A 24,122-nucleotide genomic window follows, 5' to 3' on the forward strand; every position below is an offset into this window, starting at 1 on the left:
GGCGCGTCGGCCGCGAGACGAACGAGAAAACCCACCCGGACATGCGACGACCCCCGCCGGGGGGGAGAGCGGGGGTCGTCTCCACGGCCGACTCGGGGGGGGAGGAGCCGGACCGGGTTAGCACGGTCGCGAACGATCCGTGACTTCCATGGTGTACCCGAGAGCCTTCTCAGGCAAACCCACACGCCCACCTTACGCCGAATGGGCTGCCCCTATGCTCTGGGGTGTGGAAAACCACTCCTTGCCCCGCACAGCGGCCTTCTTTGACCTGGACAAGACGGTCATTGCGAAGTCGAGCACGCTCACCTTCAGCAAGTCCTTCTACCAAGGCGGACTGATCAACCGCAGGGCGGCCTTGCGTACCGCATACGCCCAGTTCGTCTTCCTCGTGGGCGGTATGGACCACGACCAGATGGAACGGACGCGCGAGTACCTGTCGGCGCTCGTGCGCGGTTGGAACGTCCAGCAGGTGAAGGAGATCGTGGCCGAGACCCTCCACGATCTGATCGACCCGCTCATCTACGACGAGGCGGCTTCCCTCATCGAGGAGCACCACACCTCCGGCCACGATGTCGTGATCGTGTCCACGTCGGGCGCCGAGGTGGTCGAGCCGATCGGCGAGTTGCTCGGCGCCGACCGCGTGGTGGCCACCCGCATGGTCGTGGGCGAGGACGGCTGCTTCACCGGCGAGGTGGAGTACTACGCGTACGGCCCGACCAAGGCTGAGGCGGTCAAGGAACTGGCCGAGTCCGAGGGCTACGACCTGTCCCGCTGCTACGCCTACAGCGACTCGGCGACCGATCTGCCGATGCTGGAGGCGGTGGGCCACCCGCACGCCGTGAACCCGGACCGGGCCCTGCGCCGCGAGGCCGTCGCACGCGGGTGGCCGATCCTCGACTTCCACCGTCCGGTGCGGCTCAAGCAGCGCATTCCCTCCCTGTCGGTCCCGCCGCGACCGGTACTGGTCGCCGCGGCGGCCATAGGGGCGGCGGCCGCCACCGCCGGCCTCGTCTGGTACGCCAACCGGCGCCGGGCCGCGACCGTCTGAAGCATTCACACACTCGAAGACGCCGACCGGAACGAGCCGTCGGCGGACTCCGTGAAGCGCCCGTTTGCCGCCTGTTTGAGAGTAAAAGTAAAGAACTGCAGCTAGGGGTTCCGCTTACCGGGGTCCTGGAGTACAAAGGACTCAACGGCCCGCGAGACCAAGGACATCCGAAAGGATCACCTTAAATAACGCATTTGGCCCCACGGACCGGAAGCATGAGCACTGGGCACCCACGCGACGTCGACCCGTCGATTACGGGCCAGCCGCACCAGGTGACGGGCAAAGTTCCCGACCTGATGGGCGACATATCGAGGACGCCTGGTAACCCGGTGAGCATGCCAGCGGCGGTACGAGTCCTCGTACCGCCGCAACCCTTTTCAGGCCCCTCGCACGGGGCCTTTTTCCATTCCGCTACGCCGCCCCGCGCTGGAGCGCCTCGCACACCGCGGTCGACTCACGGGCGCCGAGTTCGATCGCGCGCCCACAGTGGGTGATCCAGGCCGCCATACCCTCCGGAGTCCCCGAGACGTAGCCCTCGAGGGCCGCCAGGTACGCGGCCCGACCGAGTTCGGCGTGCCCCACCTCGGCGGGGCAGACCGACTTGGGGTCGAGGCCGCTGCCGATGAGGACGACGCGTTGCGCCGCGCGCGCGACGAGACCGTTGCGGGAGACGAAGGGGCGCAGCGCCAGGAGTTCGCCGTGGACCACGGCGGCCGTCACCAGAGCGGGCGCGGAGCTCCCCGCCACGATCAACTGCGCCAGCCCGTCCAGGCGTCCGGCGACCTCATCCGAGGTCGGCAGTTCCAGCTCGATCAACGGCTCGTCGACGGACTCACCCGCCTGCCGCGGCCGACCGACCTCGTCCCCCTCGTCCGCCGCGGCCACCAGGTGCAGCCGCGCGAGCACGCGCAGGGGTGACTGCCGCCAGATGGACAGCAGCTGGCCAGCCTCGGCGGTCAGGCGCAGAGCCGCTCCCACGGCGAGCGCCTGGTCGTCGGCGCCGAAGTCGCTGCGCCTGCGGACTTCCTCCAGGGCCCAGTCCGCGCCGGACAACGCCGCCGAGCCGCGGGCTCCGCGCAGAGCGGCCTCGGAGGTGACCGCGGTGCTGCGGCGGCGCATGACACGGTGCCCGTAGACCCGGTCCACGGCCTTGCGCACGGATTCCACGGACTCCGCCACCCCGGGAAGCGAACCCAGGGCCGCGAGCGGATCGGCGGTCGCGCCTGTCGTACTCATGGGTACGACCCTACGCAACCGTCGTGCGCATCCCACGATGGAGTGGTCTTCTTCACGCCTCCCTGCCACGTAAAGCTATGGCGACACTACTCTTGGTGAACATGAAAATGGCTTTCGTCGGGAAGGGTGGCAGCGGCAAGACCACCCTGTCGTCCCTGTTCATCCGGTCCCTCGTGGCGACGGGCGCCCCCGTGCTCGCCTTCGACGCGGACATCAACCAGCACCTCGGGGCCGCTCTCGGCCTCGATGACGCGGAGGCCGCCGCGCTGCCCGCGATGGGCGACCGGCTCCCGCTGATCAAGGAATACCTGCGCGGCGCCAATCCCCGCATCGCCTCCGCCGAGACGATGATCAAGACGACGCCGCCCGGCGAGGGCTCCCGGCTGCTGCGGGTCCGCGAGAGCAATCCGGTCTACGACGCCTGCGCCAAGACGGTGGAACTCGACGGCGGCGCCGTCCGTTTGATGGTCACGGGCCGCTTCTCGGACGCCGACCTGGGAGTCGCCTGCTACCACTCCAAGACGGGAGCGGTGGAGCTGTGCCTGAACCACCTCGTGGACGGACCCGACGAGTATGTCGTGGTCGACATGACAGCGGGCTCGGACTCCTTCGCCTCCGGCCTGTTCACCCGTTTCGACATCACGTTCCTCGTCGCCGAGCCGACCCGAAGGGGGGTTTCCGTCTACCGCCAGTACAAGGACTATGCCCGTGACTTCGGCGTCGAGCTGAGAGTCGTCGGCAACAAGGTCCAGGGGCAGGACGACCTCGACTTCCTCCGCGCCGAAGTCGGGGACGACCTGCTGGTGACGGTCGGGCACTCGGACTGGGTACGCGCCATGGAGAAGGGCCGGCCGCCCCGGTTCGACCTCCTGGAGGACGCCAACCGCCACGCGCTGGACCTGATGCGGACCGTCGTCGACTCGGCGTACGAGCAGCGTGACATGGAGCGTTACATGCGCCAGATGGTGCACTTCCATGTGAAGAACGCCGAGTCGTGGGGGAACGAGCGCACCGGGGTCGACCTGGCCGCGCAGGTCGACCCCGGCTTCGTCCTCGGCGAGAGCGTCACCGCGCCCGCGTGACGACCTGACACCGCGTCGGCTCGTGGCACGGTGGCGCCCTTCACCCGCGCCCCGCCTGCCTCGGCACTAGCCTTCCCGACCCCCACCGGAGGTCTGCCGGCCGGCTGCGGGGACGCCGGGCGCGCCCTTCGGAGCCGGGACGGGCGCGCCGGAGAGGAAGGAGGCCCATCCCTGTTTCGGGGCCTCGCCGACGTCCAGGGTGCGCAGTCTGGCCAGGACCTGCGGGTCCTGGGCGTCCAGCCAGTCTGCGAGCTGCCGGAAGGACACGCAGCGCACCTCCTCCTTGGTGCAGACGCTTTCCACGACCTCCTCGACGGCGCGCATGTAGACGCCGCCGTTCCACGACTCGAAGTGATTGCCGATGATCAACGGCGCCCGGTTGCCGTCGTAGGCGCGCCGGAAGCCCCCGAGCAGGCCGTCCCGCATCTGGTCTCCCCAGAACTCGTGCTTGCCGGGGTCTCCCTGGGTCGTGGCGCCGGACTGGTTCACCATGAAGTTGTAGTCCATGGTGAGCTGTTCGTAGGAGTGGCCCGGGAAGGGCACGAGTTGCATGGACAGGTCCCACAGACCCTCCTTCCTATCGGGCCAGACCTGGTTGTTGACGCCGCTGGTGTCGTAGCGGAAGCCCAGGTCACGGGCCGCCGCCATGAAGTTCTCCCGGCCTTCGAGACAGGGGGTGCGGGCGCCGACGAGTTCCTTGTCGTAGTCGAAGGGCAGCGGTTCCGCCTCCGTCAGCCCGGTGTTGGTCTTCCAGGACTTCACGAACTGCTTGGCCTGGGCGATCTCGGCCTTCCACTCCTTGACCGACCACTCGCCGACGCCGCCGCCCTTGCCGCAGAAGTGGCCGTTGAAGTGGGTGCCGATCTCGTTGCCCTCGAGCCACGCCAGGCGCAGTTGCTCCACGGTGTCGGCGACGCCCTGCTCGTCGTTGAAGCCGATGTCCGAGCGGCCCGGGGAGTGCTGAGGCGGTTTGTAGAGGTCCCGCCGGTCCTCGGGCAGCAGGTACACGCCGCTGAGGAAGTACGTCATGGTGGCGTTGTTGTCCTTGGACACCTTGCGGAAGTGGGAGAACAGCCGCTGGCTGTCCTCACCGGCGCCGTCCCAGGAGAAGACGACGAACTGCGGGGGTCTCTGCCCCGGCTTCAGGCGTTCCGGGCGAGGCTGGTGCGGCTGGTCCCCCGTGTACGCGGTCGAGCCGTCGCCGATCAGGCGGAACGCGCTCTGGGGGGCAGGCGCCGGCTTCGCCCGCTGCGGGCCCGGGGCCCCCTCGCCGGAACCGTGCGCGGTGCGGGTTCCCGTTGTGCAACCGGCGAGCGACGCGGCTGCGGCCGCGGCGGCCAAGGCGCCCGCGGCGATCCTCCGGGTGGCGGCGATCCTCCGGGTGGCGGCGATCCTCCGGGTGGCGGCGATCCTCGGGGTGGCGGCGATCCTCTGGGTGGCGGCCATTTCCGCCCACCTTCTTCCTTCTCTCGGGCAACGCCGGGGAGGGCGTTCTCGGGTGGCGTGCCGGGACGAGCCGACAGCGCCGCCAAGGTCGCACGGCACCGAGAAGGAGTTAGTACGACAAGCCGATAAAAGGCTCACGTCACTCTCAGGAGTGATCTATTGACCTATTTGCCCGGAAAATCCATGCTTGGCCTTTACTCTGCATTACGATCTATTTACCGAGCGTTGATTTCATCCCGCCGCTGCACGCCGTGACCCACGGCCGCGACCGCTCCCGTCGTCGACGGGGGCACACCTTGTTCCGCGACCGCGCTGCCCCGGAGGAGACGGGAACCATGTCAGCCTGCGTCCCCACCCGCACACCCGACTCGACGCACACCGAGCGCGTCCACCCACCCCACAGCCCGCCGCCCCGGCGCCGGCGCTTCCGCATCGAGGGTGCCGACGTGTCCTCCTCGATCGCCGTCTTCCTGATCGCCCTGCCGTTGTCCCTCGGCATCGCCCTCGCCACCGGTGCGCCCCTGCAGGCCGGCCTCGTCGCCGCCGCCGTCGGCGGAATCGTGGCCGGGCGGTTCGGCGGCTCCCCACTCCAGGTCAGCGGCCCCGCAGCCGGACTGACCGTGGTCACCGCCGACCTCATCCACCGCTACGGCTGGCGGACGACCTGTGCCATCACGGTTCTCGCCGGGCTGGCCCAACTCGGCCTCGGCTGCCTGCGGGTGGCACGCAGTGCGCTCGCCGTCAGCCCCGCCATCGTGCACGGCATGCTCGCCGGCATCGGCGTCACCATCGCCGTCGCCCAACTGCACATCGTCCTCGGCGGCAACCCGCAGAGCTCCGTCCTCGACAACCTCCGTGCGCTGCCGGCCCAGTTGACCGCCCTGCGGCCGGCCGCCGTCGCCGTGAGCCTGCTGACCCTGGCTCTGCTGATGCTCTGGCCCCGTCTGCCCGGCAGAGCAGGGCGGGTGCTGCGAACCGTTCCCGCGGCGCTCGTCGCCGTCGCTGGCGCCACCGCGACCGCCGCGCTCGCCGGACTGACCCAGCCCAGAGTCGAGCTGCCCTCCTGGCACAGCCACGCGCTGGCCGGACTGCCCGAGGGACCTGTACTCGGGCTCGCCGCCGCCGTGCTCACCACCACGCTGGTGTGCAGTGTCCAGTCACTGCTCGGCGCGGTCGCCGTGGACAAGCTGATCGCCTCCCGCCCCGGGCTGCCGGCCCGCGTCGGCCGCTCCGACCTAGACCGGGAACTCCTCGGGCAGGGCACCGCCAACATCGTCTCCGGCTCACTCGGCGGACTGCCCATCGCGGGCGTGGCCGTGCGGAGTTCGGCGAATGTGCACTCCGGCGCCGTCAGCCGGAACTCCACGATGCTGCACGGCGTTCTCGTAGTAGTCGCCGCGCTGCTGATGGTCCCGCTCCTGGAGCTCATCCCGCTCGCCTCGCTCGCCGCCCTGGTGATGGCCGTCGGCATCCAGATGGTGTCCCTGAACCACATTCGCACGGTGACGCGCCACCGAGAGGTGCTCGTGTACGCCGTCACCACCCTCGGCGTGGTGGTCATGGGCGTGTTGGAGGGTGTGGCGCTCGGCATCGCCGTAGCCGTCGCCGTCTCCCTGCACCGCCTCACCCGCACCCGCATCACACACGACGAAAAGGAAGGAGCGCATCACGTACACGTCCGCGGACAGTTGACGTTCTTGGCGGTCCCGCGGCTCAGCCGCGTCCTGCACCAGGTGCCCCATGGCACTCGTGTCGTGGTCGAGTTGGACGGCTCCTTCATGGACCACGCGGCATACGAGTCACTGCAGGACTGGCAGAAGACGCACACCGCGCAGGGCGGCACCGTCGAACTGACCGGCCGCCGCGCCGGCACCGGTACCGCCACCCCGCACACCGAGTCCACATCCACCGAACCCTCACCCCCCACTTCGACGGGCGACCCGGCCTCGTCCCCGACATCAGCCGTCATCCCTACGACCACCTCCCACCCGGGCACCGCGCCCAGCACGATCGCCGACTGCCGCTGCCGCCCCTGGACCCCTTGGCGCAACCACCAGTGCGAGGGCCCGGCATCCGCACCGGTGCCGGACAGCTCCTCCACTCCTTCCGCCCCGCCGGCGGGAACCAGCGGCACGGATGGCGCACCCACCCAGCCCTCCGGGCACCCCGCGCCCGCCTCACCCCTCGAACCTGCCGAGTCCACCGAACCGTTCAAGTCACCCGAGCCCACCGACCCCACCGACCCCGCCGAACCCACTCATCACGCCGAGCCCACCAACCCCACCGAGGCTCCAGAGCCGGCCCTCGCCCTCTCCCTGACCGGCCACCCCGTCGCCCCCATCGGCTCCACGTCCCTCGGAGGCGAGCCCAGCGCGCAGCAACTGGTCCGTGGGATCAGCGCGTTCCAGCGCAACACCGCGCCGCTGGTGCGGGGCGAGCTGGCGCGGCTGGCCCGGGAGGGACAGCGGCCGTCGCAGCTGTTCCTCACCTGTGCCGACTCACGGGTGGTCACCTCGATGATCACCTCCAGTGGTCCCGGTGACCTGTTCGTGGTGCGCAACGTGGGCAATCTCGTGCCGCTGCCCGGTGAGGAGAGCGGGGACGACTCGGTGGCGGCCGCCATCGAGTACGCGGTGGACGTGCTGGAGGTGCGGTCCATCACGGTATGCGGGCACTCGGGGTGCGGCGCGATGCAGGCGCTGCTGAACGCCGAGCCCGGCGGGGTCCGGACCCCGCTGAAGCGGTGGCTGCGGCACGGCCTGCCGAGCCTGGAACGGCTGGCCGACGACGGCCGTCCCTGGGCGCGGCTGGCCGGGCGGGCGCCCGCCGACGCGGTCGAGCAGCTCTGCTTGAACAACGTCGTGCAGCAGTTGGAACACCTGCGCGCCCATGAGTCGGTGGCCCGGGCCCTGCGGGAGGGGGCGCTGGAGCTGCACGGGATGTACTTCCACGTGGGCGAGGCCCAGGCGTATCTGCTCACCGGGCCCGGAGGGGCCGGAGAGGAGAGAGGCGGGGTGTTCGCGCACGTAGGGGTGCCGGACGCGTCGGCCTGAGCGTGGCACCGGTGCGCGACCTCCAGTCGAGCGAGGTCGCGCACCGGCGTCGTCGCCACGGTCGCGCATCGGCGTCGTCACCGCAGGTCGGGCAAGGTGCGACGCACTTGATGGGGGCAGGGCCCGGCCAGGCGCTGAACCCCGCCCCGCCGACATCCGTGGGAAGGAGTGACACAGGGCGACGGCGGTGAGCCAGAGGGCGCTCGACAGGTCTATACCAATTCTTCGGCGGCTCTTGTCACCGGGCCCCGGGTCTGATGAGGTGTGGCCTGGGACACAACGGACACCCTTCGAAAGGGAGATGTCGTGAGCAACGAAAGCCTGGCCAACCTGCTCCGGGAAGAGCGCCGGTTCGCGCCCCCCGCCGAGCTGGCCGCGAACGCCAACGTCACGGCGGAGGCGTACGAACAGGCCAAGGCTGACAGGCTCGGCTTCTGGGCCGAGCAGGCACGCCGGCTGACCTGGGCCAAGGAGCCGACGGAGACGCTGGACTGGTCGAACCCGCCGTTCGCGAAGTGGTTCAAGGACGGCGAACTCAACGTCGCGTACAACTGCGTCGACCGGCATGTGGAGGCCGGCCACGGCGACCGGGTCGCCATCCATTTCGAGGGGGAGCCCGGCGACAGCCGCGCCCTCACCTACGCCGAGCTGAAGGACGAGGTCTCCAAGGCCGCCAACGCCCTGCTGGAGCTGGGCGTCCGCAAGGGCGACCGGGTCGCGATCTACATGCCGATGATCCCGGAGACGGCGATCGCGATGCTGGCGTCGGCCCGTATCGGCGCGGCGCACTCCGTCGTGTTCGGCGGCTTCTCCGCGGACGCGCTGGCCACCCGTATCAAGGACGCCGACGCGAAGATCGTCATCACGTCCGACGGCGGTTACCGGCGCGGCAAGCCGTCCGCGCTGAAGCCGGCCGTGGACGAGGCGGTCGCCAAGGTCGACAACGTGGACCATGTGCTCGTCGTCCGCCGGACCGGCCAGGACGTCGCATGGACGGACAGCCGTGACGTGTGGTGGCACGAGATCGTGGAACGGCAGTCGGCCGACCACATGCCCGAGGCGTTCGAGGCCGAGCACCCGCTGTTCATCCTCTACACCTCCGGCACGACGGGGAAGCCGAAGGGCATCCTGCACACGTCCGGCGGCTACCTCACCCAGACCGCCTACACCCACCACGCCGTCTTCGACCTCAAGCCGGAGACCGACGTGTACTGGTGCACCGCCGACGTCGGCTGGGTCACCGGACACTCGTACATCGTCTACGGACCGCTGGCGAACGGCGCGACGCAGGTCATGTACGAGGGCACGCCCGACACCCCGCACCAGGGCAGGTTCTGGGAGATCGTGCAGAAGTACGGGGTGACGATCCTCTACACGGCGCCGACCGCGATCCGCACGTTCATGAAGTGGGGCGACGACATCCCCGCGAAGTTCGACCTGTCCAGCCTGCGGGTCCTGGGCTCCGTCGGGGAGCCGATCAACCCCGAGGCCTGGATCTGGTACCGCAAGCACATCGGCGGGGACCGGACGCCGGTCGTCGACACCTGGTGGCAGACGGAGACCGGCGCGATGATGATCTCGCCGCTGCCGGGCGTGACGGCGACCAAGCCCGGTTCCGCGCAGACGCCGCTGCCCGGCATCTCGGCGACCGTCGTCGACGACGAGGCGAACGAGGTGCCCGACGGCGGGGGCGGCTACCTGGTCCTCACCGAGCCGTGGCCGTCGATGCTGCGCACCATCTGGGGCGACGACCAGCGCTTCCTCGACACGTACTGGTCGCGCTTCGAGGGCAGGTACTTCGCCGGCGACGGCGCGAAGAAGGACGACGACGGCGACATCTGGCTGCTGGGCCGGGTCGACGACGTGATGCTCGTGTCCGGCCACAACATCTCCACCACGGAGGTCGAGTCGGCGCTCGTGTCACACCCGTCGGTCGCCGAGGCGGCCGTGGTCGGCGCCGCGGACGACACGACCGGGCAGGCGATCGTCGCGTTCGTCATCCTGCGCGGTTCGGCCTCGGAGACGGAGAGCCTCGTCGACGAGCTGCGCAACCACGTGGGCGCCACGCTCGGCCCGATCACCAAGCCGAAGCGGATCCTGCCGGTGGCGGAGCTGCCGAAGACGCGCTCCGGCAAGATCATGCGCCGGCTGCTGCGGGACGTCGCCGAGAACCGACAGCTCGGCGATGTGACGACACTGACGGACTCGACGGTCATGGATCTCATCCAGACCAAGCTGCCGGCGGCGCCGAGCGAGGACTGAGCACCGCGGTCCCGGCGCCCCAGGGGCGCACGGCGAAGCAAGCGCGCCGAGCGCCCCTTTCGCGCCTAACGTGGAGATCGCCGGAATCCTCCCCGCGCACCATGGCTAAACTGAGCAACCAGGTGCGCCGGGAAGTCTGGTCGGCAAGCGTTCCGTCCTGCCCACCGACCGGAGGTCTCCCCCGTGGCCGCGCCCCGCACCACCCCCCGCAAGCTCCTCGGACGCCTGTCGCTGCCCGAGCGGAGCTTCGTAGCGGACGCGCTGCGCACCGAGACCGTCGGCGGAGTTCTGCTGCTCCTCGCCACCGTCGCGGCCCTGATCTGGGCGAACGTCCCGGCCCTGCGCGACAGCTACCAGAGCGTCAGCGACTTCCACCTCGGCCCGAAGGCGCTCGGCCTGGACCTCTCTGTCGCCCACTGGGCCGCCGACGGACTCCTCGCGATCTTCTTCTTCGTCGCCGGGATCGAACTCAAGCGCGAACTCGTCGCCGGTGATCTCAGGGATCCGCGGGCAGCCGCACTGCCCGTCGTCGCCGCCCTGTGCGGCATGGCCGTCCCGGCGCTCGTCTACACGCTCACCAGCCTCACCGGAGGCGGCTCCACGGGCGGCTGGGCCGTGCCGACAGCCACCGACATCGCCTTCGCGCTCGCCGTGCTCGCCGTCATCGGCACCTCCCTGCCGAACGCGCTGCGCGCCTTCCTCCTCACCCTCGCCGTCGTCGACGACCTGTTCGCGATCCTGATCATCGCCGTGTTCTTCACGAACACCATCGACTTCGCCGCCCTCGGCGGCGCGGTGGCCGGCCTCGTGGTCTTCCACCTCCTGCTGCGGGCCGGCGTCCGCGGCTGGTACGTGTATGTGCCGCTGGGGGTCGTGATCTGGGCTCTGATGTACAACAGCGGCGTCCACGCCACCGTCGCCGGCGTCGCCATGGGGCTCATGCTGCGCTGCACCACCCGTGAGGGCGAGGAGCGCTCACCCGGCGAGCGCGTCGAACATCTCGTGCGCCCCCTGTCCGCAGGCCTCGCCGTGCCGATGTTCGCCCTGTTCAGCGCCGGGGTCGCGGTGTCGGGCGGGGCGCTGGCGGCGGTGTTCGGCCATCCGGAGACCCTGGGCGTCGTCCTCGGGCTCGTCGTCGGCAAGACGATCGGCATCTTCGCCGGCACCTGGCTGACGGCCCGCTTCACGCGCGCCTCGCTGAGCGATGACCTCGCCTGGGCGGACGTCTTCGCCGTCGCCTCGCTCGCCGGCATCGGCTTCACCGTCTCGCTGCTCATCGGCGAGCTGGCCTTCGCGGGCGACGCGGCCCTCACGGACGAGGTCAAGGCGGCCGTCCTGACGGGCTCGGTGATCGCGGCGACCCTGGCGACCGTCCTGCTGAAGCTGCGCAACGCCAAGTACCGCAGGCTGTGGGAGGCCGAGGAGCGCGACGAGGACCTCGACGGCATCCCCGACGTCTACGAGGAGGACGACCCGGCGTACCACCTGCGCATGGCCGCCATCCACGAGGCCAAGGCCGCCGAGCACCGCCGGATCGCCGAGGAGAAGGCCGCCGAGCGCCACGGGCTTGCGGAAGTGCCGGGCGGGGCAGGCGAGGAGGGCGACCGTCCGGCATGATCTGACGGGACGGTACAAAAGACGGGACCGTACGCAGTCGGGCAGAAGCCGGTCAGGCGGAAGCCGGTCATGCTCAGGACGACGGAACCGTACAAGACGAGGGAGACCGCGATGAGCGCACCCGACGGCAGCCCGGTCGGCGCCGAACGCAGCATCGGCCAGCTGTTCGCCTCGGCGACGACCGAGATGTCCGCGCTGGTGCACGACGAGATCGCGCTGGCGAAGGCGCAGCTCAAGCAGGACGTCAAGCGCGGCGCGACGAGCGGTGGCGCGTTCTCGCTGGCCGGTGCGGTCCTGCTGTTCTCGCTGCCGATGCTGAACTTCGCGCTGGCCTACGCCATCCGCACGTGGAGCGACTGGAACCTCGCGGTCTGCTTCCTGCTGTCCTTCGCGGCGAACGTGCTGGTCGCCGCGGTGCTCGCGCTGGTCGGCGTGGTCTTCGCGAAGAAGGCCAAGAAGAGCAAGGGCCCGCAGAAGGTCGCCGCGTCGGTGAAGGAGACGGCGGTCGTGCTGCAGAAGGCCAAGCCGCACCCGCGGCCGGAGGTGGCGCAAGGCCGTGCGCCGGAGGCCATCGAGGCTGTGGCACGCTCGTCGTCATGACGGACCCCGCCACTCCTTCGGCGCAGCCTTCCTCGGTCGTACGACCGGACACCGTGCTCGGCCGGGCGGTGACCCATCGCGAGGTCGCCGCCAACGGCGCCCGCTTCCACATCGCGGAACTGGGCGACGGACCGCTGGTCATGCTGGTGCACGGCTTCCCCCAGTTCTGGTGGACGTGGCGGCACCAGCTGACCGCGCTGGCCGACGCGGGCTTCCGGGCCGTCGCGATGGACCTGCGGGGCGTCGGCGGCAGCGACCGCACACCCCGCGGCTACGACCCGGCCAACCTCGCCCTCGACATCACGGGCGTGATCCGCTCGCTCGGCGAGCCGGACGCCGCGCTGGTCGGCCACGACCTGGGCGGCTATCTGGCCTGGACGGCGGCCGTGATGCGCCCCAAGCTGGTCAGGCGGCTCGCAGTGGCCTCCATGCCGCATCCCCGGCGCTGGCGCTCGGCGATGCTCGCCGACGTGCGGCAGTCCGCCGCGAGCTCGCACATCTGGGGGTTCCAGCGGCCGTGGATCCCGGAGCGGCAGCTCACGGCCGACGACGGGGAGCTGGTGGGCCGGCTGATCCGGGAGTGGTCGGGGCCGCGGCCGGCGGAGGACGAGGCGCTGGAGACGTACCGGCGCGCGATGTGCATCCCGTCCACCGCCCACTGCTCGGTCGAGCCGTACCGGTGGCTGGTACGGTCGATGGCCAGGCCCGACGGCATCCAGTTCTACCGGCGGATGAAGCGGCCGGTACGGGTGCCGACCCTGCATCTGCACGGCTCCCTCGATCCGGTGATGCGCACGCGCAGTGCGGCCGGCTCCGGGGAGTATGTCGAAGCTCCGTACCGCTGGCGGCTGTTCGACGGACTGGGACACTTCCCGCACGAAGAGGATCCGGTCGGATTCTCCACAGAACTGGTCAATTGGCTGAAAGACCCGGAACCAGATCGGTGACGAGGCGATCGCGCCCGGTATCCGGTGCGGAACACCTGTACTGCGAACGGCCAATTGCCGCGCGCATAGGCCAATTGGCGGTCCCTCAGGCGGTTATCGACCTTGGGGCAGGGGCAGAGGTCCCGGTATGGGCTGGACGCACGACTACAGTGACGCAGCACGCACCCGCCGCTCGGCCTCCGGCCTGAGCTCCCACCGGCGAGGTGCCGCCCCGCAAGAGGGCAGCGAACTCCGGGTGGGCATTCCGCGCATCCTGCGCCGCCGGGCCCGCTGGGTCTCGGTACGCCTGCGTCATCCTCGCGGCTGACGAGACGCGCGCCCCCGGCATTCGCCGGCCGCTGAGGCGCTCCCCCCAGGTCCTGGACACCGGGCACCCATGGGCCGCGCCGTCACGTCCGCGTCACAGCGCGCAGTTGTCGCTGTCCACTTCCTGGCCGGCGGTGCGACCCTGGGCGATGTCCTGCCGGATCTCGTCCGCGGTGAGCGCGTAACCGGTGCGGGCGTCGTCGAGGGACTTCGCGAAGACCACGCCGTACACCTCGCCCTGCGGGGTGAGCAGCGGGCCGCCGGAGTTGCCCTGGCGGACCGTCGCATACAGCGAGTACACGTCGCGGCGGACCGTGCCTCGGTGGTAGATGTCCGGGCCGCTGGGCGTGATGCGCCCGCGTACGCGCGCGGCGCGCACGTCGTACGCGCCGTTCTCGGGGAACCCGGCGACGATCGCCCCGTCACCGGTCGCTGCGTCATCGGCGGCGAACTTCAGGACGGGCGCGTCGAGGTCGGGCACGTCGAGGACGGCGATGTCGCGCTTCCAGTCGTACAGCACGATCTTCGCGTCGTACTTGCGGCCCACACCGCCTATCTGGACGGTGGGCTCGTCGACGCCGCCCACCACGTGCGCGTTGGTCATCACCCGGCGCTCGCCGAAGACGAAGCCGGTGCCCTCCAGCACCTTGCCGCAACTCTCCGCGGTGCCCATCACCTTGACGATGGAGCGCTGCGCGCGTGTGGCCACCGCGCTGCCCGCCAGGGCCGGGTCGGGCGGTCGGACGTCGGTGATCGGCTCGTTGGCGAACGGGCTGAAGACCTGCGGGAAGCCGTTCTGGGCGAGGACCGAGGAGAAGTCCGCGAACCAGGTGTCGGCCTGGTCGGGCAGCGCCTCGGAGACGCCTTGCAGCACCGTGGAGCTGCGGACCTCCTTGCCCAGTGTGGGCAGGGTCGTCCCGGCCAGGGCGGACCCGATCAGCCACGCCACGAGGAGCATGGCGACGACGTTGACGAGCGCGCCGCCGGTCGCGTCCAGCGCGCGGGCCGGGGACCAGGTGATGTACCGGCGCAGCTTGCTGCCGAGGTGCGTGGTCACGGCCTGGCCGACGGAGGCGCAGACGATCACCACGATGACCGCGACGACGGCGGCCGCGGTGCTCACCTCGGAGTTCTCGGTCAGGGCGTCCCAGATCACGGGCAGCAGGTAGACGGCGACGAGGCCGCCGCCCAGGAAGCCGATCACCGAGAGGATGCCGACGACGAAGCCTTGGCGGTAGCCGACGACCGCGAACCAGACGGCCGCGACCAGCAGCAGGATGTCGAGCACGTTCACCGTTTCAGGCCTCGCCTCTTTCTTCCCGGCCGCGGCGGGCCGGCCGGGATCCGGGGGCCGGCTCCTCGGGTGGACACAGCACGGGACACCCTGTCACGACCGCCAGTCGAGCGGGACCAGCTTGTCGCGGTCCCAGGGCCGCTCCCAGCCCGCGTAGTGCAGGAGGCGGTCGATGAGGCCGGCGGTGAACCCCCACACCAGGGCGGATTCGACGAGGAACGCGGGGCCCCGGTGGCCGCTGGGGTGGTGGGTGGTGGCGCGGTGCGCGGGGTCAGTGAGATCGGCCACGGGGACCGTGAAGACGCGGGCGGTCTCGTTGGGGTCGACCACGCCGACCGGGCTGGGCTCGCGCCACCAGCCGAGGACGGGCGTGACGACGAAACCGCTGACCGGGATGTACAGCTTGGGCAGCACGCCGAAGAGCTGGACGCCCGACGGGTCGAGTCCGGTCTCCTCCTCGGCCTCGCGCAGGGCGGCTCTGAGCGGTCCGTCGCCGTGCGGGTCGCCGTCCTCCGGATCCAGGGCGCCGCCCGGGAACGAGGGCTGCCCCGCGTGGGAGCGCAGGGAGGTGGCGCGCTCCATGAGCAGCAGCTCGGGCCCGCGCTCCCCTTCCCCGAAGAGGATCAGGACGGCCGACTGGCGCCCCGCCCCGTCCTCCGGCGGCAGGAAGCGGCTCAGCTGGAGCGGCTCGAGCGTCTCGGCCGCGTGCACGACCGGGTCCAGCCAGGCGGGCAGCCCGGCGCTGCTGAGCGTCACGCTGCCGCCCTGTGTGTCGCTCGCGTGCGCCATCGCCGCATCACCCCCCGTTCTGCCGAGTCCAACGCCCGAGCGGCCGTGAATCGTTCCAGGGGGCGGGCGGACCTCGGAGCGCGGGCGACCCGCCGGGTGACCTCTGCGGCCTTTCCCGACGCCTCCGGGGAGGCTCCCTTCGGTCCCGCCGTCACCCGGCCCCCAGCGGCGGAGCCGGCTTGCCGCCCGCGTCCAGGTAGGACTGCGGCGGGTTGAGGCGCTGGCCCGGGAAGCCGCCCTTCTCGTACTTCAGCAGCTTCCTGGCCTTCTCCGGGTCCGTCTCGCCCTCGCCGTACGCCGGGCACAGCGCTGCGATGGGGCAGGCGCCGCAGGCGGGCTTTCGGGCATGGCAGATTCGGCGGCCGTGGAAGATCACGCGGTGCGAGAGCATCGTCCACTCGCTCTTGGGGAAGAGCGCGCCGACGGCGGCCTCGATCTTGTCCGGCTCGCTCTCCTCGGTCCACCGCCAGCGCCGCACCAGCCGCTGGAAGTGCGTGTCCACGGTGATCCCGGGGCGGCCGAACGCGTTGCCGAGCACCACGAAGGCGGTCTTGCGGCCGACGCCGGGCAGCTTGACGAGGTCCTCCAGGCGGCCCGGTACCTCGCCGTCGAACTCCTCCACCAGTGCCTTGGAGAGCCCCATGACCGACCTGGTCTTGGCACGGAAGAAGCCGCACGGGCGGAGGATCTCCTCGACCGCCTCGGGATCGGCCGCGGCCAGGTCCTCGGGGGTGGGGTACTTCGCGAACAGGCCGGGCGTCGTCTGGTTCACGCGCAGATCGGTGGTCTGGGCGGACAGGACCGTGGCGACCAGCAGTTGGAAGGGGTTCTGGAAGTCCAGTTCGGGATGGGCGTAGGGGTAGACCTCGGCCAGTTCGCGGTTGATACGGCGGGCCCGGCGCACGAGAGCGGTCCGGGACTCGGGTTTTCTGTCGGCGGCGGTCTTCTTCACAGGCACCTTCTTCGTCGCCTTCGCGGCGTTCTCACCTCCGCCGGAGGCCTGTTCGCCCACGGCGGAATCGCGACGTACGACCACCCGTCCAGCTCCCTTGGCCTGCGCTCTCACCGGCGATTTGGACACCCGACCAGCCTAAAGCCCGCCACCGACATCCGCCCCGGACCCTGAAGATCGGCCCCCAATTGGACCCCTGCCGCTTACCCCAGCACATGTGTGCGGCATCCTTGTGACAGATCACACTGTTTGGACCGTCCGGCAAACTGGGGAACACGGTCCCCTGGCACACGGGGGATCAAGGTCCCCTGAGCAGGTCGACAAAGGGAGAACTCGTGGACGACGTCCTCCGGCGTAACCCGCTCTTCGCGGCTCTCGACGACGAGCAGGCCGCGGAGCTCCGCGCCTCCATGAGCGAGGTGACGCTCGCCCGTGGCGACTCCCTGTTCCACGAGGGAGACCCCGGCGACCGGCTCTACGTCGTCACCGAGGGCAAGGTCAAGCTCCACCGCACGTCTCCGGACGGCCGCGAGAACATGCTCGCGGTGGTCGGTCCCGGCGAGCTGATCGGCGAGCTGTCGCTGTTCGACCCGGGGCCGCGTACGGCGACCGCCACCGCGCTCACCGAGGTCAAGCTGCTCGGTCTGGGCCACGGCGACCTCCAGCCCTGGCTGAACGCCCGCCCCGAGGTGGCCACCGCGCTCCTGCGCGCGGTCGCCCGGCGCCTGCGCAAGACCAACGACGCCATGTCCGACCTGGTCTTCTCGGACGTCCCCGGCCGTGTGGCCCGTGCCCTGCTGGACCTCTCCCGCCGCTTCGGCGTGCAGTCGGAGGAGGGCATCCACGTCGTCCACGACCTCACGCAGGAGGAGCTGGCCCAGCTGGTCGGCGCGTCCCGCGAGACCGTCAACAAGGCGCTGGCGGACTTCGCGCAGCGCGGCTGGCTGCGCCTTGAAGCGCGCGCGGTCATCCTGCTGGACGTGGAGCGGCTCGCCAAGCGCTCGCGGTGACCGCCACCGGGTGAGGCCGGCGGCGTACGAGATGCCGCGCCCTCGCCCGTGAGCCCGGCGAAGGTCGCGGCATACGAAAATGCCGCGCCCGTCCGGCCCGCGCGCGTGCACAGTGGCCCCATGACGGCAGCGGTTCACCGAGGTCTCGATCCACAGGGGTACCTCGCGCGCGAAGGGTCCCTCGCGCGCGTGCCGGACGCGTTCCGTCCCGTCGTGGCCGCGGCGCGCGACCGCCTGCCGGGAGTCTTCGGGGCGCGGCTGCACAGCGCGTACCTCTACGGGTCGATCCCGCGCGGCACCGCGCGCGTGGGGCGCAGCGACCTCGACCTGCTGGTCGCCCTGCACGAGGAGCCGGACGACGCCGACCGGGCCGCGGCGGGTGCGCTGGGCGACGCGCTCGACGCCGAGTTCCCGCAGATCGACGGCGTCGGCACCCTCCTCCACGGCCGGGCACGGCTGCTCAGCGACCTGGAGCGGCACGACATGGGCTGGTTCGTGGCCTGCCTGTGCACTCCGCTGCTCGGGGAGGACCTCGGGGCCCGCATGCCCCGCTACCGGCCCGACTCCCTCCTCGCCCGGGAGACCAACGGCGACCTGGCGTTGCTGCTCCCCCGCTGGCGCGCGCGGATCGCCGGGGCGGCCGACTCCGAGGAGGCCCGGCGCCCGCTCGTGCGCTTCATGTCCCGGCATCTGGTGCGCACCGCGTTCACCCTGGTCATGCCCCGCTGGAACGGCTGGACCAGCGATCTGCACGAGATGGCCGAGGCGTTCGCCGCGTACTACCCCACGCGCGCGGAGCAGCTGAGGGCGGCGGCCGTCCTCGGCTACGACCCGACGGGCGACCGGGACGTCCTGAGCCACTACACCGGCGACCTCGGGCCCTGGCTCGCCGCGGAGTACACGCGCGTGCACGGCGTGAAGACCCCCAGGCCGGAGGACGGGGCCCAGGGCAGCAACCCGCCCTAGATCAGCCCGTGGTCCGTCAGGTACTCCAGCTGCGCCCGCACCGACAGCTCGGCCGCCGGCCACAGGGAGCGGTCCACGTCGGCGTACACGTGCGCGACGACGGCGGCGGCGGCGCGGTGGCCGTTCTCCACGGCCGTCTCGACCTGGGCGAGGCGGTGCGCGCGGTGGGCGAGGTAGAACTCGACGGCGCCCTGGGCGTCCTCCAGGACGGGCCCGTGGCCGGGGAGGACCGTGTGGACGCCGTCGTCGACGGTGAGGGACCTCAGACGGCGCAGGGAGTCCAGATAGTCGCCCAAACGGCCGTCGGGATGCGCCACGACCGTCGTGCCGCGGCCGAGGATCGTGTCCCCGGTGAGGACCGCGCGGTCGGCCGGGAGGTGGAAGCACAGCGAGTCGGCGGTGTGCCCGGGCGTCGGGACGACCCGCAGCTCCAGCCCGCCGACGGAGATCACGTCGCCGGCGGCCAGGCCCTCGTCGCCGAGCCGCAGCGCGGGGTCCAGAGCGCGCACCTTGGTGCCGGTCAGCCCGGCGAAGCGGGCGGCGCCCTCGGCGTGGTCGGGGTGGCCGTGCGTGAGCAGGGTCAGGGCGACGCGCTTGCCGGCCTCCGCGGCGGTGTCGACGACCGTGCGCAGATGGCCGTCGTCCAGCGGGCCCGGGTCGATGACGACGGCCAGGTCCGAGTCCGGCTCGGAGACGATCCAGGTGTTGGTGCCGTCCAGAGTCATCGCGGAGGGGTTGGGCGCGAGGACGTTGACCGCGCGCGCGGTGGCGGAGCCGCTCAGGACACCGCCCCGGGGCTGGCCGGGAAGGGCTGCTGCGTCCGTCATGCGGTGGCTCCACCTGTGGGGATGTGCTTGGTGAACTCGTCGTGTCCGGGCCAGGACAGCACGACCGCGCCGTCCTCCAGCCGGGCTCGCGCCAGCACGGGGGTCATGTCACGGCCGGGAGCCGCGGCGAGCGCCTCGGCGGCCGTGGCGCACCCGGTCAGCTGGCGCAGGGTCGCGATGGTGGGCGGCATCATCAGCAGCTCACCCCGGTCGTAGGAGGCCGCCGCGTCCTCGGGGCGGATCCACACCGTGCGGTCGGCCTCCGTGGAGGCGTTGCGGGTGCGCTGGCCCTCGGGGAGCGCCGCGACGAAGAACCAGGTGTCGTAGCGGCGTGCCTCGAACTCCGGCGTGATCCAGCGCGTCCAGGCGCCCAGGAGGTCGGAGCGCAGGACCAGGCCCCGCCGGTCCAGGAACTCCGCGAAGGACGTCTCACGGGCCACGAGGGCCGCCCGGTCGGCTTCCCAGTCGTCGCCGGTGGTGTCGCCGACGACGCAGTCGGGGGCCGGCCCGGCGAGCAGGACGCCCGCCTCCTCGTACGTCTCGCGTACGGCCGCGCAGACGATCGCCTGGGCGCTCGTGACGTCGACGCCGAGCCGCTCGGCCCACCACGCGCGCGTGGGGCCCGCCCAGCGCACATGCCGGTCGTCGTCCCGTGGGTCGACGCCGCCGCCCGGATACGCGTACGCGCCTCCGGCGAAGGCCATGGAGGCGCGTCTGCGCAGCATGTGCACATAGGGGCCGCGGTCGGTGTCCTTCAGGAGCATGACCGTGGCCGCGCGCTTGGGGGCGACGGGGGTGAGGGCGCCGTCCGCGAGCGCACGGATGCGTTCCGGCCAGTCCGGGGGAAACCACTGACCGTTCGCCTGCCCACTCGCCATGGCCGCGAGGCTATCCCGTGGGGAGCGAATGTTCGAGAGGTCCCGAGGTCAGCGCGCGGCTTCCGCGTTCATGCCGTCCGCGTTCACGAAGCGGTGAGCTCCACCTGGATCTCCACCTCGACCGGCGCGTCCAGCGGCAGCACCGCGACGCCCACCGCGCTGCGCGCGTGCACGCCCTTGTCGCCGAGGACCTCGCCGAGCAGTTCGCTGGCGCCGTTCAGGACGCCCGGCTGGCCGGTGAAGTCCGAGGCCGAGGCGACGAAGCCGACGACCTTCACCACGCGCGCGACACGGTCCAGGTCGCCCGCGACCGACTTGACGGCGGCCAGGGCGTTCAGGGCGCAGACGCGGGCCAGGTCCTTGGCCTCTTCGGCGGTGACCTCCGCGCCGACCTTGCCGGTGACCGGCAGCTTGCCGTCCACCATGGGCAGCTGGCCGGCCGTGTACACGTACGGCCCGGACTGCACGGCGGGCTGGTAGGCCGCGAGGGGCGGCACGACCGCCGGCAGCGTCAGACCCAGTTCGGCGAGCTTCGCCTCGACCGCGCTCACGCCTTCTCCCGCTTCAGGTAGGCGACGAGCTGCTCGGGGTTGTTCGGCCCGGGCACGACCTGGACGAGCTCCCAGCCGTCCTCGCCCCAGGTGTCCAGAATCTGCTTCGTGGCGTGGACGAGCAGCGGCACGGTTGCGTATTCCCACTTGGTCATGGGGCGACTGTATCCGCTGCCGGGGCGCGGTCCGCCGCAGGTGCCCGCTGTGCACGGCGGCGCCCGGCGGCGCATCCGGCGGGGCGTCGCGTCCCGGGCCATGTGGCCGATTGGAGCACCGTTGTCCACAGCCTCCCGGTTGGCTCGGCCGCCGACTGGTTACGCTCGAAGACGTGAGCAGGCTCCAGGTCGTCAGCGGTAAGGGCGGGACCGGAAAGACGACGGTCGCCGCCGCCCTCGCGCTGGCCCTCGCCACGGAGGGGAAGCGGACGCTTCTCGTCGAGGTGGAGGGTCGGCAGGGCATCGCCCAGCTCTTCGAGACGGAGGCGTTGCCCTATGAGGAACGGAAGATCGCCGTCGCGCCGGGCGGAGGTGAGGTGTACGCGCTCGCCATCGATCCCGAACTGGCCCTTCTGGACTATCTCCAGATGTTCTACAAGCTCGGGAGCGCGGGGCGGGCGCTGAAGAAACTCGGCGCGATCGACTTCGCCACCACCGTCGCGCCCGGCCTGAGGGACGTGCTCCTCACCGGCAAGGCGTGCGAGGCGGTGCGCAGGAAGGACCGCGGCGGCCGGTTCGTCTACGACCACGTCGTGATGGACGCCCCGCCGACCGGCCGCGTCACCCGCTTCCTGAACGTCAACGACGAGGTCGCCGGCCTCGCCAAGATCGGCCCTATACACAATCAGGCGCAGGCCGTGATGCGGGTGCTGAAGTCCTCCGAGACGGAGGTGCATCTCGTGACGCTGCTGGAGGAGATGCCCGTCCAGGAGACCGCCGACGGCATCGCCGAACTGCGCGCCGCGAAGCTCCCGGTGGGGCGCGTCGTCGTCAACATGGTCCGCCCGCAGGTGCTCGACACGCACGGGCTGGAACTCGTACGGACGGTGGGTCGTTCCTCTGTCGCACGGTCGTTGTCGGCCGCGGGGCTCGGCGGGGCGCGGCGCGGCGGCCATGCCGAGCGGCTGGTGGACCCGCTGCTGGAGCAGGCCGAGGAGTACGCCGAGCGGTACGCGCTGGAGCAGGAGCAGCGGGCCGTCCTCGGCGAGCTGGGCCTGCCGATGCACGAACTGCCGCTGCTCGCCGAGGGGATGGACCTCGCGGGCCTGTACGAACTCGCCACGGAACTGCGGAAGCAGGGGATGTCATGAGTCCGGACCAGGCGCAGGAGGGCGGCGCGTCGCAGGAGGAGGGCTCGCCCCTGACACCGGGGCAGGAGGGCGGTTCGGCGCGGGTGTCTGAGGGCGGCGGCCGTCGGCTCGCGTACGCGCGCGTGCTGGACGTCGATCCCCTGCTCGACGACCCGAAGACCCGCATCGTGGTGTGCTGCGGGTCGGGTGGGGTCGGCAAGACGACGACGGCGGCGGCGCTGGGCCTCAGGGCGGCCGAGCGGGGCCGCAAGGTGGTCGTCCTCACCATCGACCCGGCGCGCCGGCTCGCGCAGTCCATGGGCATCGACTCGCTCGACAACACCCCGCGCCGCGTCAAGGGCGTCGAGGGGGACGGCGAGCTGCACGCGATGATGCTCGACATGAAGCGCACCTTCGACGAGGTCGTCGAGGCGCACGCCGACCCGGAGCGGGCGGCCTCCATCCTTGGCAACCCCTTCTACCAGTCGCTCTCGGCGGGCTTCGCGGGCACGCAGGAGTACATGGCGATGGAGAAGCTGGGGCAGCTGCGGGCGAAGGACGAGTGGGACCTGATCGTTGTCGACACCCCGCCGTCCCGCTCGGCCCTGGACTTCCTGGACGCTCCCAAGCGGCTCGGATCGTTCCTGGACGGCCGGCTGATCCGGCTGCTGACGGCGCCGGCGAAGCTGGGCGGACGCGCGGGGATGAAGTTCCTCAACGTCGGGATGTCGATGATGACCGGCACGCTCGGCAAGCTGCTGGGCGGCCAGCTCCTCAAGGACGTCCAGACGTTCGTCGCCGCGATGGACACCACGTTCGGCGGCTTCCGCACGCGCGCGGACGCGACGTACAAGCTGCTGCAGGCGCCCGGAACGGCGTTCCTCGTGGTGGCGGCGCCCGAGCGGGACGCGCTGCGGGAGGCCGCGTACTTCGTGGAGCGACTGGCCGCCGAGAAGATGCCGTTGGCCGGTCTGGTGCTCAACCGGGTCCATGGCAGCGGGGCCGCCCAGCTGTCCGCCGAGCGGGCGCTCGCCGCCGCCGAAAATCTTGAGGAGCCCCGCATTGTGGATCAGGACGGCGGGAAAGCTGAACTTCGTAACTCTCCCGACACGCACGGCAGTTCAGAAGCTTCCACAGCATCCCCCACACCCGGCGCCCAGCCGGGCGGCACGCACACAACCGACGCAGATCACAGCACGGACCAGAGCGCCGATCAGCTCACCGCGGGCCTGCTGAGACTGCACGCCGACCGTATGCATCTGCTCTCCCGCGAGCAGCGCACGCGGGACCGCTTCATCGCGCGCCACCCCGAGGTGGCGGTGGCCGAAGTGGCCGCGCTGCCCGGCGACGTCCACGACCTCGCGGGACTGCGGGACATCGGCGGCCGCCTCGCGGCCGGGCGCACGGAGCTGCCCGACGCCTGAGCCGGGGGGGGCGTCGCCCTCAGCTCACGGCCGCGTAGTGCGCGTACACCTGGTCGTCGTCGAGCGACACGATGCCCGCTCCGCGCTCGTACTCCGAGCGTGCCGTCTCCAGGAGACGGCGCCAGGAGGTCACCGTCGGCCGTCGGCGCAGCAGTGCGCGCCGCTCGCGCTCCGTCATGCCTCCCCACACGCCGAACTCGACGCGGTTGTCGAGCGCGTCGGCCAGGCACTCGGTCCGCACCGGGCATCCGGTGCACACCGCCTTGGCCCTGTTCTGCGCTGCTCCCTGAACGAACAGTTCATCCGGATCGGTAGTGCGGCAGGCGGCCTGCGCACTCCAGTCGGTAACCCAGCCCATACCGGCGCCGTCCTCTCCCGAATCGAGGCTCCCCCACGGCGGCAGCGGCATATTCACCGCCGCCAGTTGAGGACGTTACGGAAGGCGGGCACAGCGCAACACCCCCTTCGGGCCCAATCTTGAATGGCCCGAACGGACTATGGGTAAGCGGCAGATCACCCGGGGGAGTGAGCCTGCGACATACAGGACTA

General features: G+C 71.2%; 22 protein-coding genes. 12 read left to right on the top strand and 10 right to left on the bottom strand.

Going from position 1 to position 24,122, the window contains the following annotated elements; all coding sequences use genetic code 11:
• The first annotated feature begins 214 nt into the window (after positions 1 to 214).
• Positions 215 to 1,048, top strand: a complete 834-nt coding sequence (locus ACIOC0_RS07445; protein WP_402153443.1) for an HAD family hydrolase — start codon at positions 215 to 217, stop codon at positions 1,046 to 1,048.
• 411 nt (positions 1,049 to 1,459) lie between these two features.
• Here the strand turns inward: ACIOC0_RS07445 and ACIOC0_RS07450 are convergent, their stop codons facing one another.
• Entirely contained in the window at positions 1,460 to 2,284 is an 825-nt protein-coding gene (locus ACIOC0_RS07450) for an oxidoreductase (RefSeq protein ID WP_402153445.1), read from the bottom strand.
• A gap of 101 nt (positions 2,285 to 2,385) precedes the next feature.
• Between ACIOC0_RS07450 and ACIOC0_RS07455 the strand changes: the two genes are divergently transcribed.
• Complete coding sequence (locus tag ACIOC0_RS07455) at positions 2,386 to 3,366, top strand: ATP-binding protein (protein ID WP_402153447.1); 981 nt, start codon at positions 2,386 to 2,388, stop codon at positions 3,364 to 3,366.
• 66 nt (positions 3,367 to 3,432) lie between these two features.
• Here the strand turns inward: ACIOC0_RS07455 and ACIOC0_RS07460 are convergent, their stop codons facing one another.
• Positions 3,433 to 4,740 carry a hypothetical protein gene (locus ACIOC0_RS07460; RefSeq protein WP_402154345.1) on the bottom strand — a complete coding sequence of 436 codons (1,308 nt, stop codon included), beginning with the start codon at positions 4,738 to 4,740 and terminating at the stop codon, positions 3,433 to 3,435.
• 407 nt (positions 4,741 to 5,147) lie between these two features.
• On the opposite strand from ACIOC0_RS07460, the gene ACIOC0_RS07465 reads away from it, so the two are divergent.
• The 6 genes from ACIOC0_RS07465 (at position 5,148) to ACIOC0_RS07490 (ending at position 13,598) form a co-directional block, all read left to right on the top strand.
• Complete coding sequence (locus tag ACIOC0_RS07465; protein ID WP_402153449.1) at positions 5,148 to 7,865, top strand: SulP family inorganic anion transporter; 2,718 nt, start codon at positions 5,148 to 5,150, stop codon at positions 7,863 to 7,865.
• Positions 7,866 to 8,171: 306 nt separating this feature from the next.
• Positions 8,172 to 10,127, top strand: a complete 1,956-nt coding sequence (gene acs / locus ACIOC0_RS07470) for an acetate--CoA ligase (RefSeq protein WP_402153451.1) — start codon at positions 8,172 to 8,174, stop codon at positions 10,125 to 10,127.
• Positions 10,128 to 10,310: 183 nt separating this feature from the next.
• On the top strand, positions 10,311 to 11,744 hold the full coding sequence (gene nhaA, locus ACIOC0_RS07475; RefSeq protein ID WP_402153453.1) for a Na+/H+ antiporter NhaA: 1,434 nt from the start codon (positions 10,311 to 10,313) through the stop codon (positions 11,742 to 11,744).
• A gap of 111 nt (positions 11,745 to 11,855) precedes the next feature.
• Positions 11,856 to 12,344 (top strand): phage holin family protein, encoded by a 489-nt coding sequence (locus ACIOC0_RS07480; protein WP_352244827.1) that lies wholly within the window; start codon positions 11,856 to 11,858, stop codon positions 12,342 to 12,344.
• Complete coding sequence (locus ACIOC0_RS07485) at positions 12,341 to 13,291, top strand: alpha/beta fold hydrolase (RefSeq protein ID WP_402153455.1); 951 nt, start codon at positions 12,341 to 12,343, stop codon at positions 13,289 to 13,291. Before ACIOC0_RS07480 ends, ACIOC0_RS07485 begins: the two co-directional genes overlap by 4 nt.
• A 127-nt stretch (positions 13,292 to 13,418) precedes the next feature.
• A complete protein-coding gene (locus ACIOC0_RS07490) occupies positions 13,419 to 13,598 on the top strand; it encodes a hypothetical protein (RefSeq protein ID WP_351090455.1) in 180 nt (59 codons plus the stop codon).
• Between the two features lie 93 nt (positions 13,599 to 13,691).
• Here ACIOC0_RS07490 and ACIOC0_RS07495 read toward each other — a convergent pair whose 3' ends face one another.
• The 3 genes from ACIOC0_RS07495 to nth form a co-directional block, all read right to left on the bottom strand.
• Positions 13,692 to 14,891 (bottom strand): MarP family serine protease, encoded by a 1,200-nt coding sequence (locus ACIOC0_RS07495; protein ID WP_402153457.1) that lies wholly within the window; start codon positions 14,889 to 14,891, stop codon positions 13,692 to 13,694.
• Between the two features lie 93 nt (positions 14,892 to 14,984).
• Complete coding sequence (locus tag ACIOC0_RS07500; RefSeq protein WP_402153459.1) at positions 14,985 to 15,680, bottom strand: NUDIX hydrolase; 696 nt, start codon at positions 15,678 to 15,680, stop codon at positions 14,985 to 14,987.
• 151 nt (positions 15,681 to 15,831) lie between these two features.
• The gene (nth, locus tag ACIOC0_RS07505) at positions 15,832 to 16,638 is read right to left on the bottom strand and encodes an endonuclease III (protein WP_402154347.1); all 807 of its coding nucleotides are present in this window, start codon (positions 16,636 to 16,638) and stop codon (positions 15,832 to 15,834) included.
• A gap of 329 nt (positions 16,639 to 16,967) precedes the next feature.
• On the opposite strand from nth, the gene ACIOC0_RS07510 reads away from it, so the two are divergent.
• Positions 16,968 to 17,642 carry a Crp/Fnr family transcriptional regulator gene (locus ACIOC0_RS07510; protein WP_010031945.1) on the top strand — a complete coding sequence of 225 codons (675 nt, stop codon included), beginning with the start codon at positions 16,968 to 16,970 and terminating at the stop codon, positions 17,640 to 17,642.
• A gap of 120 nt (positions 17,643 to 17,762) precedes the next feature.
• A complete protein-coding gene (locus tag ACIOC0_RS07515; RefSeq protein ID WP_402153461.1) occupies positions 17,763 to 18,608 on the top strand; it encodes a nucleotidyltransferase in 846 nt (281 codons plus the stop codon).
• Here the strand turns inward: ACIOC0_RS07515 and ACIOC0_RS07520 are convergent.
• From ACIOC0_RS07520 to ACIOC0_RS07535, 4 genes are all read right to left on the bottom strand, one after another.
• The gene (locus tag ACIOC0_RS07520) at positions 18,605 to 19,435 is read right to left on the bottom strand and encodes an MBL fold metallo-hydrolase (protein WP_402153463.1); all 831 of its coding nucleotides are present in this window, start codon (positions 19,433 to 19,435) and stop codon (positions 18,605 to 18,607) included. The two genes, ACIOC0_RS07515 and ACIOC0_RS07520, sit on opposite strands and share 4 nt — an antisense overlap.
• Complete coding sequence (locus tag ACIOC0_RS07525) at positions 19,432 to 20,313, bottom strand: NUDIX hydrolase (RefSeq protein ID WP_402153465.1); 882 nt, start codon at positions 20,311 to 20,313, stop codon at positions 19,432 to 19,434. Before ACIOC0_RS07525 ends, ACIOC0_RS07520 begins: the two co-directional genes overlap by 4 nt.
• Positions 20,314 to 20,396: 83 nt before the next feature.
• Positions 20,397 to 20,864, bottom strand: coding sequence for a RidA family protein (locus tag ACIOC0_RS07530; protein WP_389039433.1), 468 nt, complete (start codon positions 20,862 to 20,864; stop codon positions 20,397 to 20,399).
• Positions 20,861 to 21,019, bottom strand: coding sequence for a DUF4177 domain-containing protein (locus tag ACIOC0_RS07535; protein ID WP_003967454.1), 159 nt, complete (start codon positions 21,017 to 21,019; stop codon positions 20,861 to 20,863). Before ACIOC0_RS07535 ends, ACIOC0_RS07530 begins: the two co-directional genes overlap by 4 nt.
• Before the next feature lie 173 nt (positions 21,020 to 21,192).
• On the opposite strand from ACIOC0_RS07535, the gene ACIOC0_RS07540 reads away from it, so the two are divergent.
• Positions 21,193 to 22,170, top strand: coding sequence for an ArsA family ATPase (locus tag ACIOC0_RS07540; protein ID WP_402153467.1), 978 nt, complete (start codon positions 21,193 to 21,195; stop codon positions 22,168 to 22,170).
• Positions 22,167 to 23,573, top strand: a complete 1,407-nt coding sequence (locus ACIOC0_RS07545; RefSeq protein ID WP_402153469.1) for an ArsA family ATPase — start codon at positions 22,167 to 22,169, stop codon at positions 23,571 to 23,573. Before ACIOC0_RS07540 ends, ACIOC0_RS07545 begins: the two co-directional genes overlap by 4 nt.
• Before the next feature lie 19 nt (positions 23,574 to 23,592).
• Here the strand turns inward: ACIOC0_RS07545 and wblA are convergent, their stop codons facing one another.
• On the bottom strand, positions 23,593 to 23,931 hold the full coding sequence (wblA, locus tag ACIOC0_RS07550; protein WP_402153470.1) for a transcriptional regulator WblA: 339 nt from the start codon (positions 23,929 to 23,931) through the stop codon (positions 23,593 to 23,595).
• Positions 23,932 to 24,122 lie beyond the last annotated feature (191 nt).

Origin of the sequence: Streptomyces sp. NPDC088254 (assembly GCF_044740925.1) — a bacterium.
Classification (GTDB): domain Bacteria; phylum Actinomycetota; class Actinomycetes; order Streptomycetales; family Streptomycetaceae; genus Streptomyces.

Bases quoted from the DNA above. Each gene is read 5' to 3' on its own strand.
- ACIOC0_RS07445 (WP_402153443.1), top strand. From the start codon at position 215: ATGCTCTGGGGTGTGGAAAACCACTCCTTGCCCCGCACAGCGGCCTTC.
- ACIOC0_RS07450 (WP_402153445.1), bottom strand. From the start codon at position 2,284: ATGAGTACGACAGGCGCGACCGCCGATCCGCTCGCGGCCCTGGGTTCG.
- ACIOC0_RS07455 (WP_402153447.1), top strand. From the start codon at position 2,386: ATGAAAATGGCTTTCGTCGGGAAGGGTGGCAGCGGCAAGACCACCCTG.
- ACIOC0_RS07465 (WP_402153449.1), top strand. From the start codon at position 5,148: ATGTCAGCCTGCGTCCCCACCCGCACACCCGACTCGACGCACACCGAG.
- ACIOC0_RS07480 (WP_352244827.1), top strand. From the start codon at position 11,856: ATGAGCGCACCCGACGGCAGCCCGGTCGGCGCCGAACGCAGCATCGGC.
- ACIOC0_RS07485 (WP_402153455.1), top strand. From the start codon at position 12,341: ATGACGGACCCCGCCACTCCTTCGGCGCAGCCTTCCTCGGTCGTACGA.
- ACIOC0_RS07490 (WP_351090455.1), top strand. From the start codon at position 13,419: ATGGGCTGGACGCACGACTACAGTGACGCAGCACGCACCCGCCGCTCG.
- ACIOC0_RS07500 (WP_402153459.1), bottom strand. From the start codon at position 15,680: ATGGCGCACGCGAGCGACACACAGGGCGGCAGCGTGACGCTCAGCAGC.
- ACIOC0_RS07515 (WP_402153461.1), top strand. From the start codon at position 17,763: ATGACGGCAGCGGTTCACCGAGGTCTCGATCCACAGGGGTACCTCGCG.
- ACIOC0_RS07520 (WP_402153463.1), bottom strand. From the start codon at position 19,435: ATGACGGACGCAGCAGCCCTTCCCGGCCAGCCCCGGGGCGGTGTCCTG.
- ACIOC0_RS07525 (WP_402153465.1), bottom strand. From the start codon at position 20,313: ATGGCGAGTGGGCAGGCGAACGGTCAGTGGTTTCCCCCGGACTGGCCG.
- ACIOC0_RS07535 (WP_003967454.1), bottom strand. From the start codon at position 21,019: ATGACCAAGTGGGAATACGCAACCGTGCCGCTGCTCGTCCACGCCACG.
- ACIOC0_RS07545 (WP_402153469.1), top strand. From the start codon at position 22,167: ATGAGTCCGGACCAGGCGCAGGAGGGCGGCGCGTCGCAGGAGGAGGGC.
- wblA (WP_402153470.1), bottom strand. From the start codon at position 23,931: ATGGGCTGGGTTACCGACTGGAGTGCGCAGGCCGCCTGCCGCACTACC.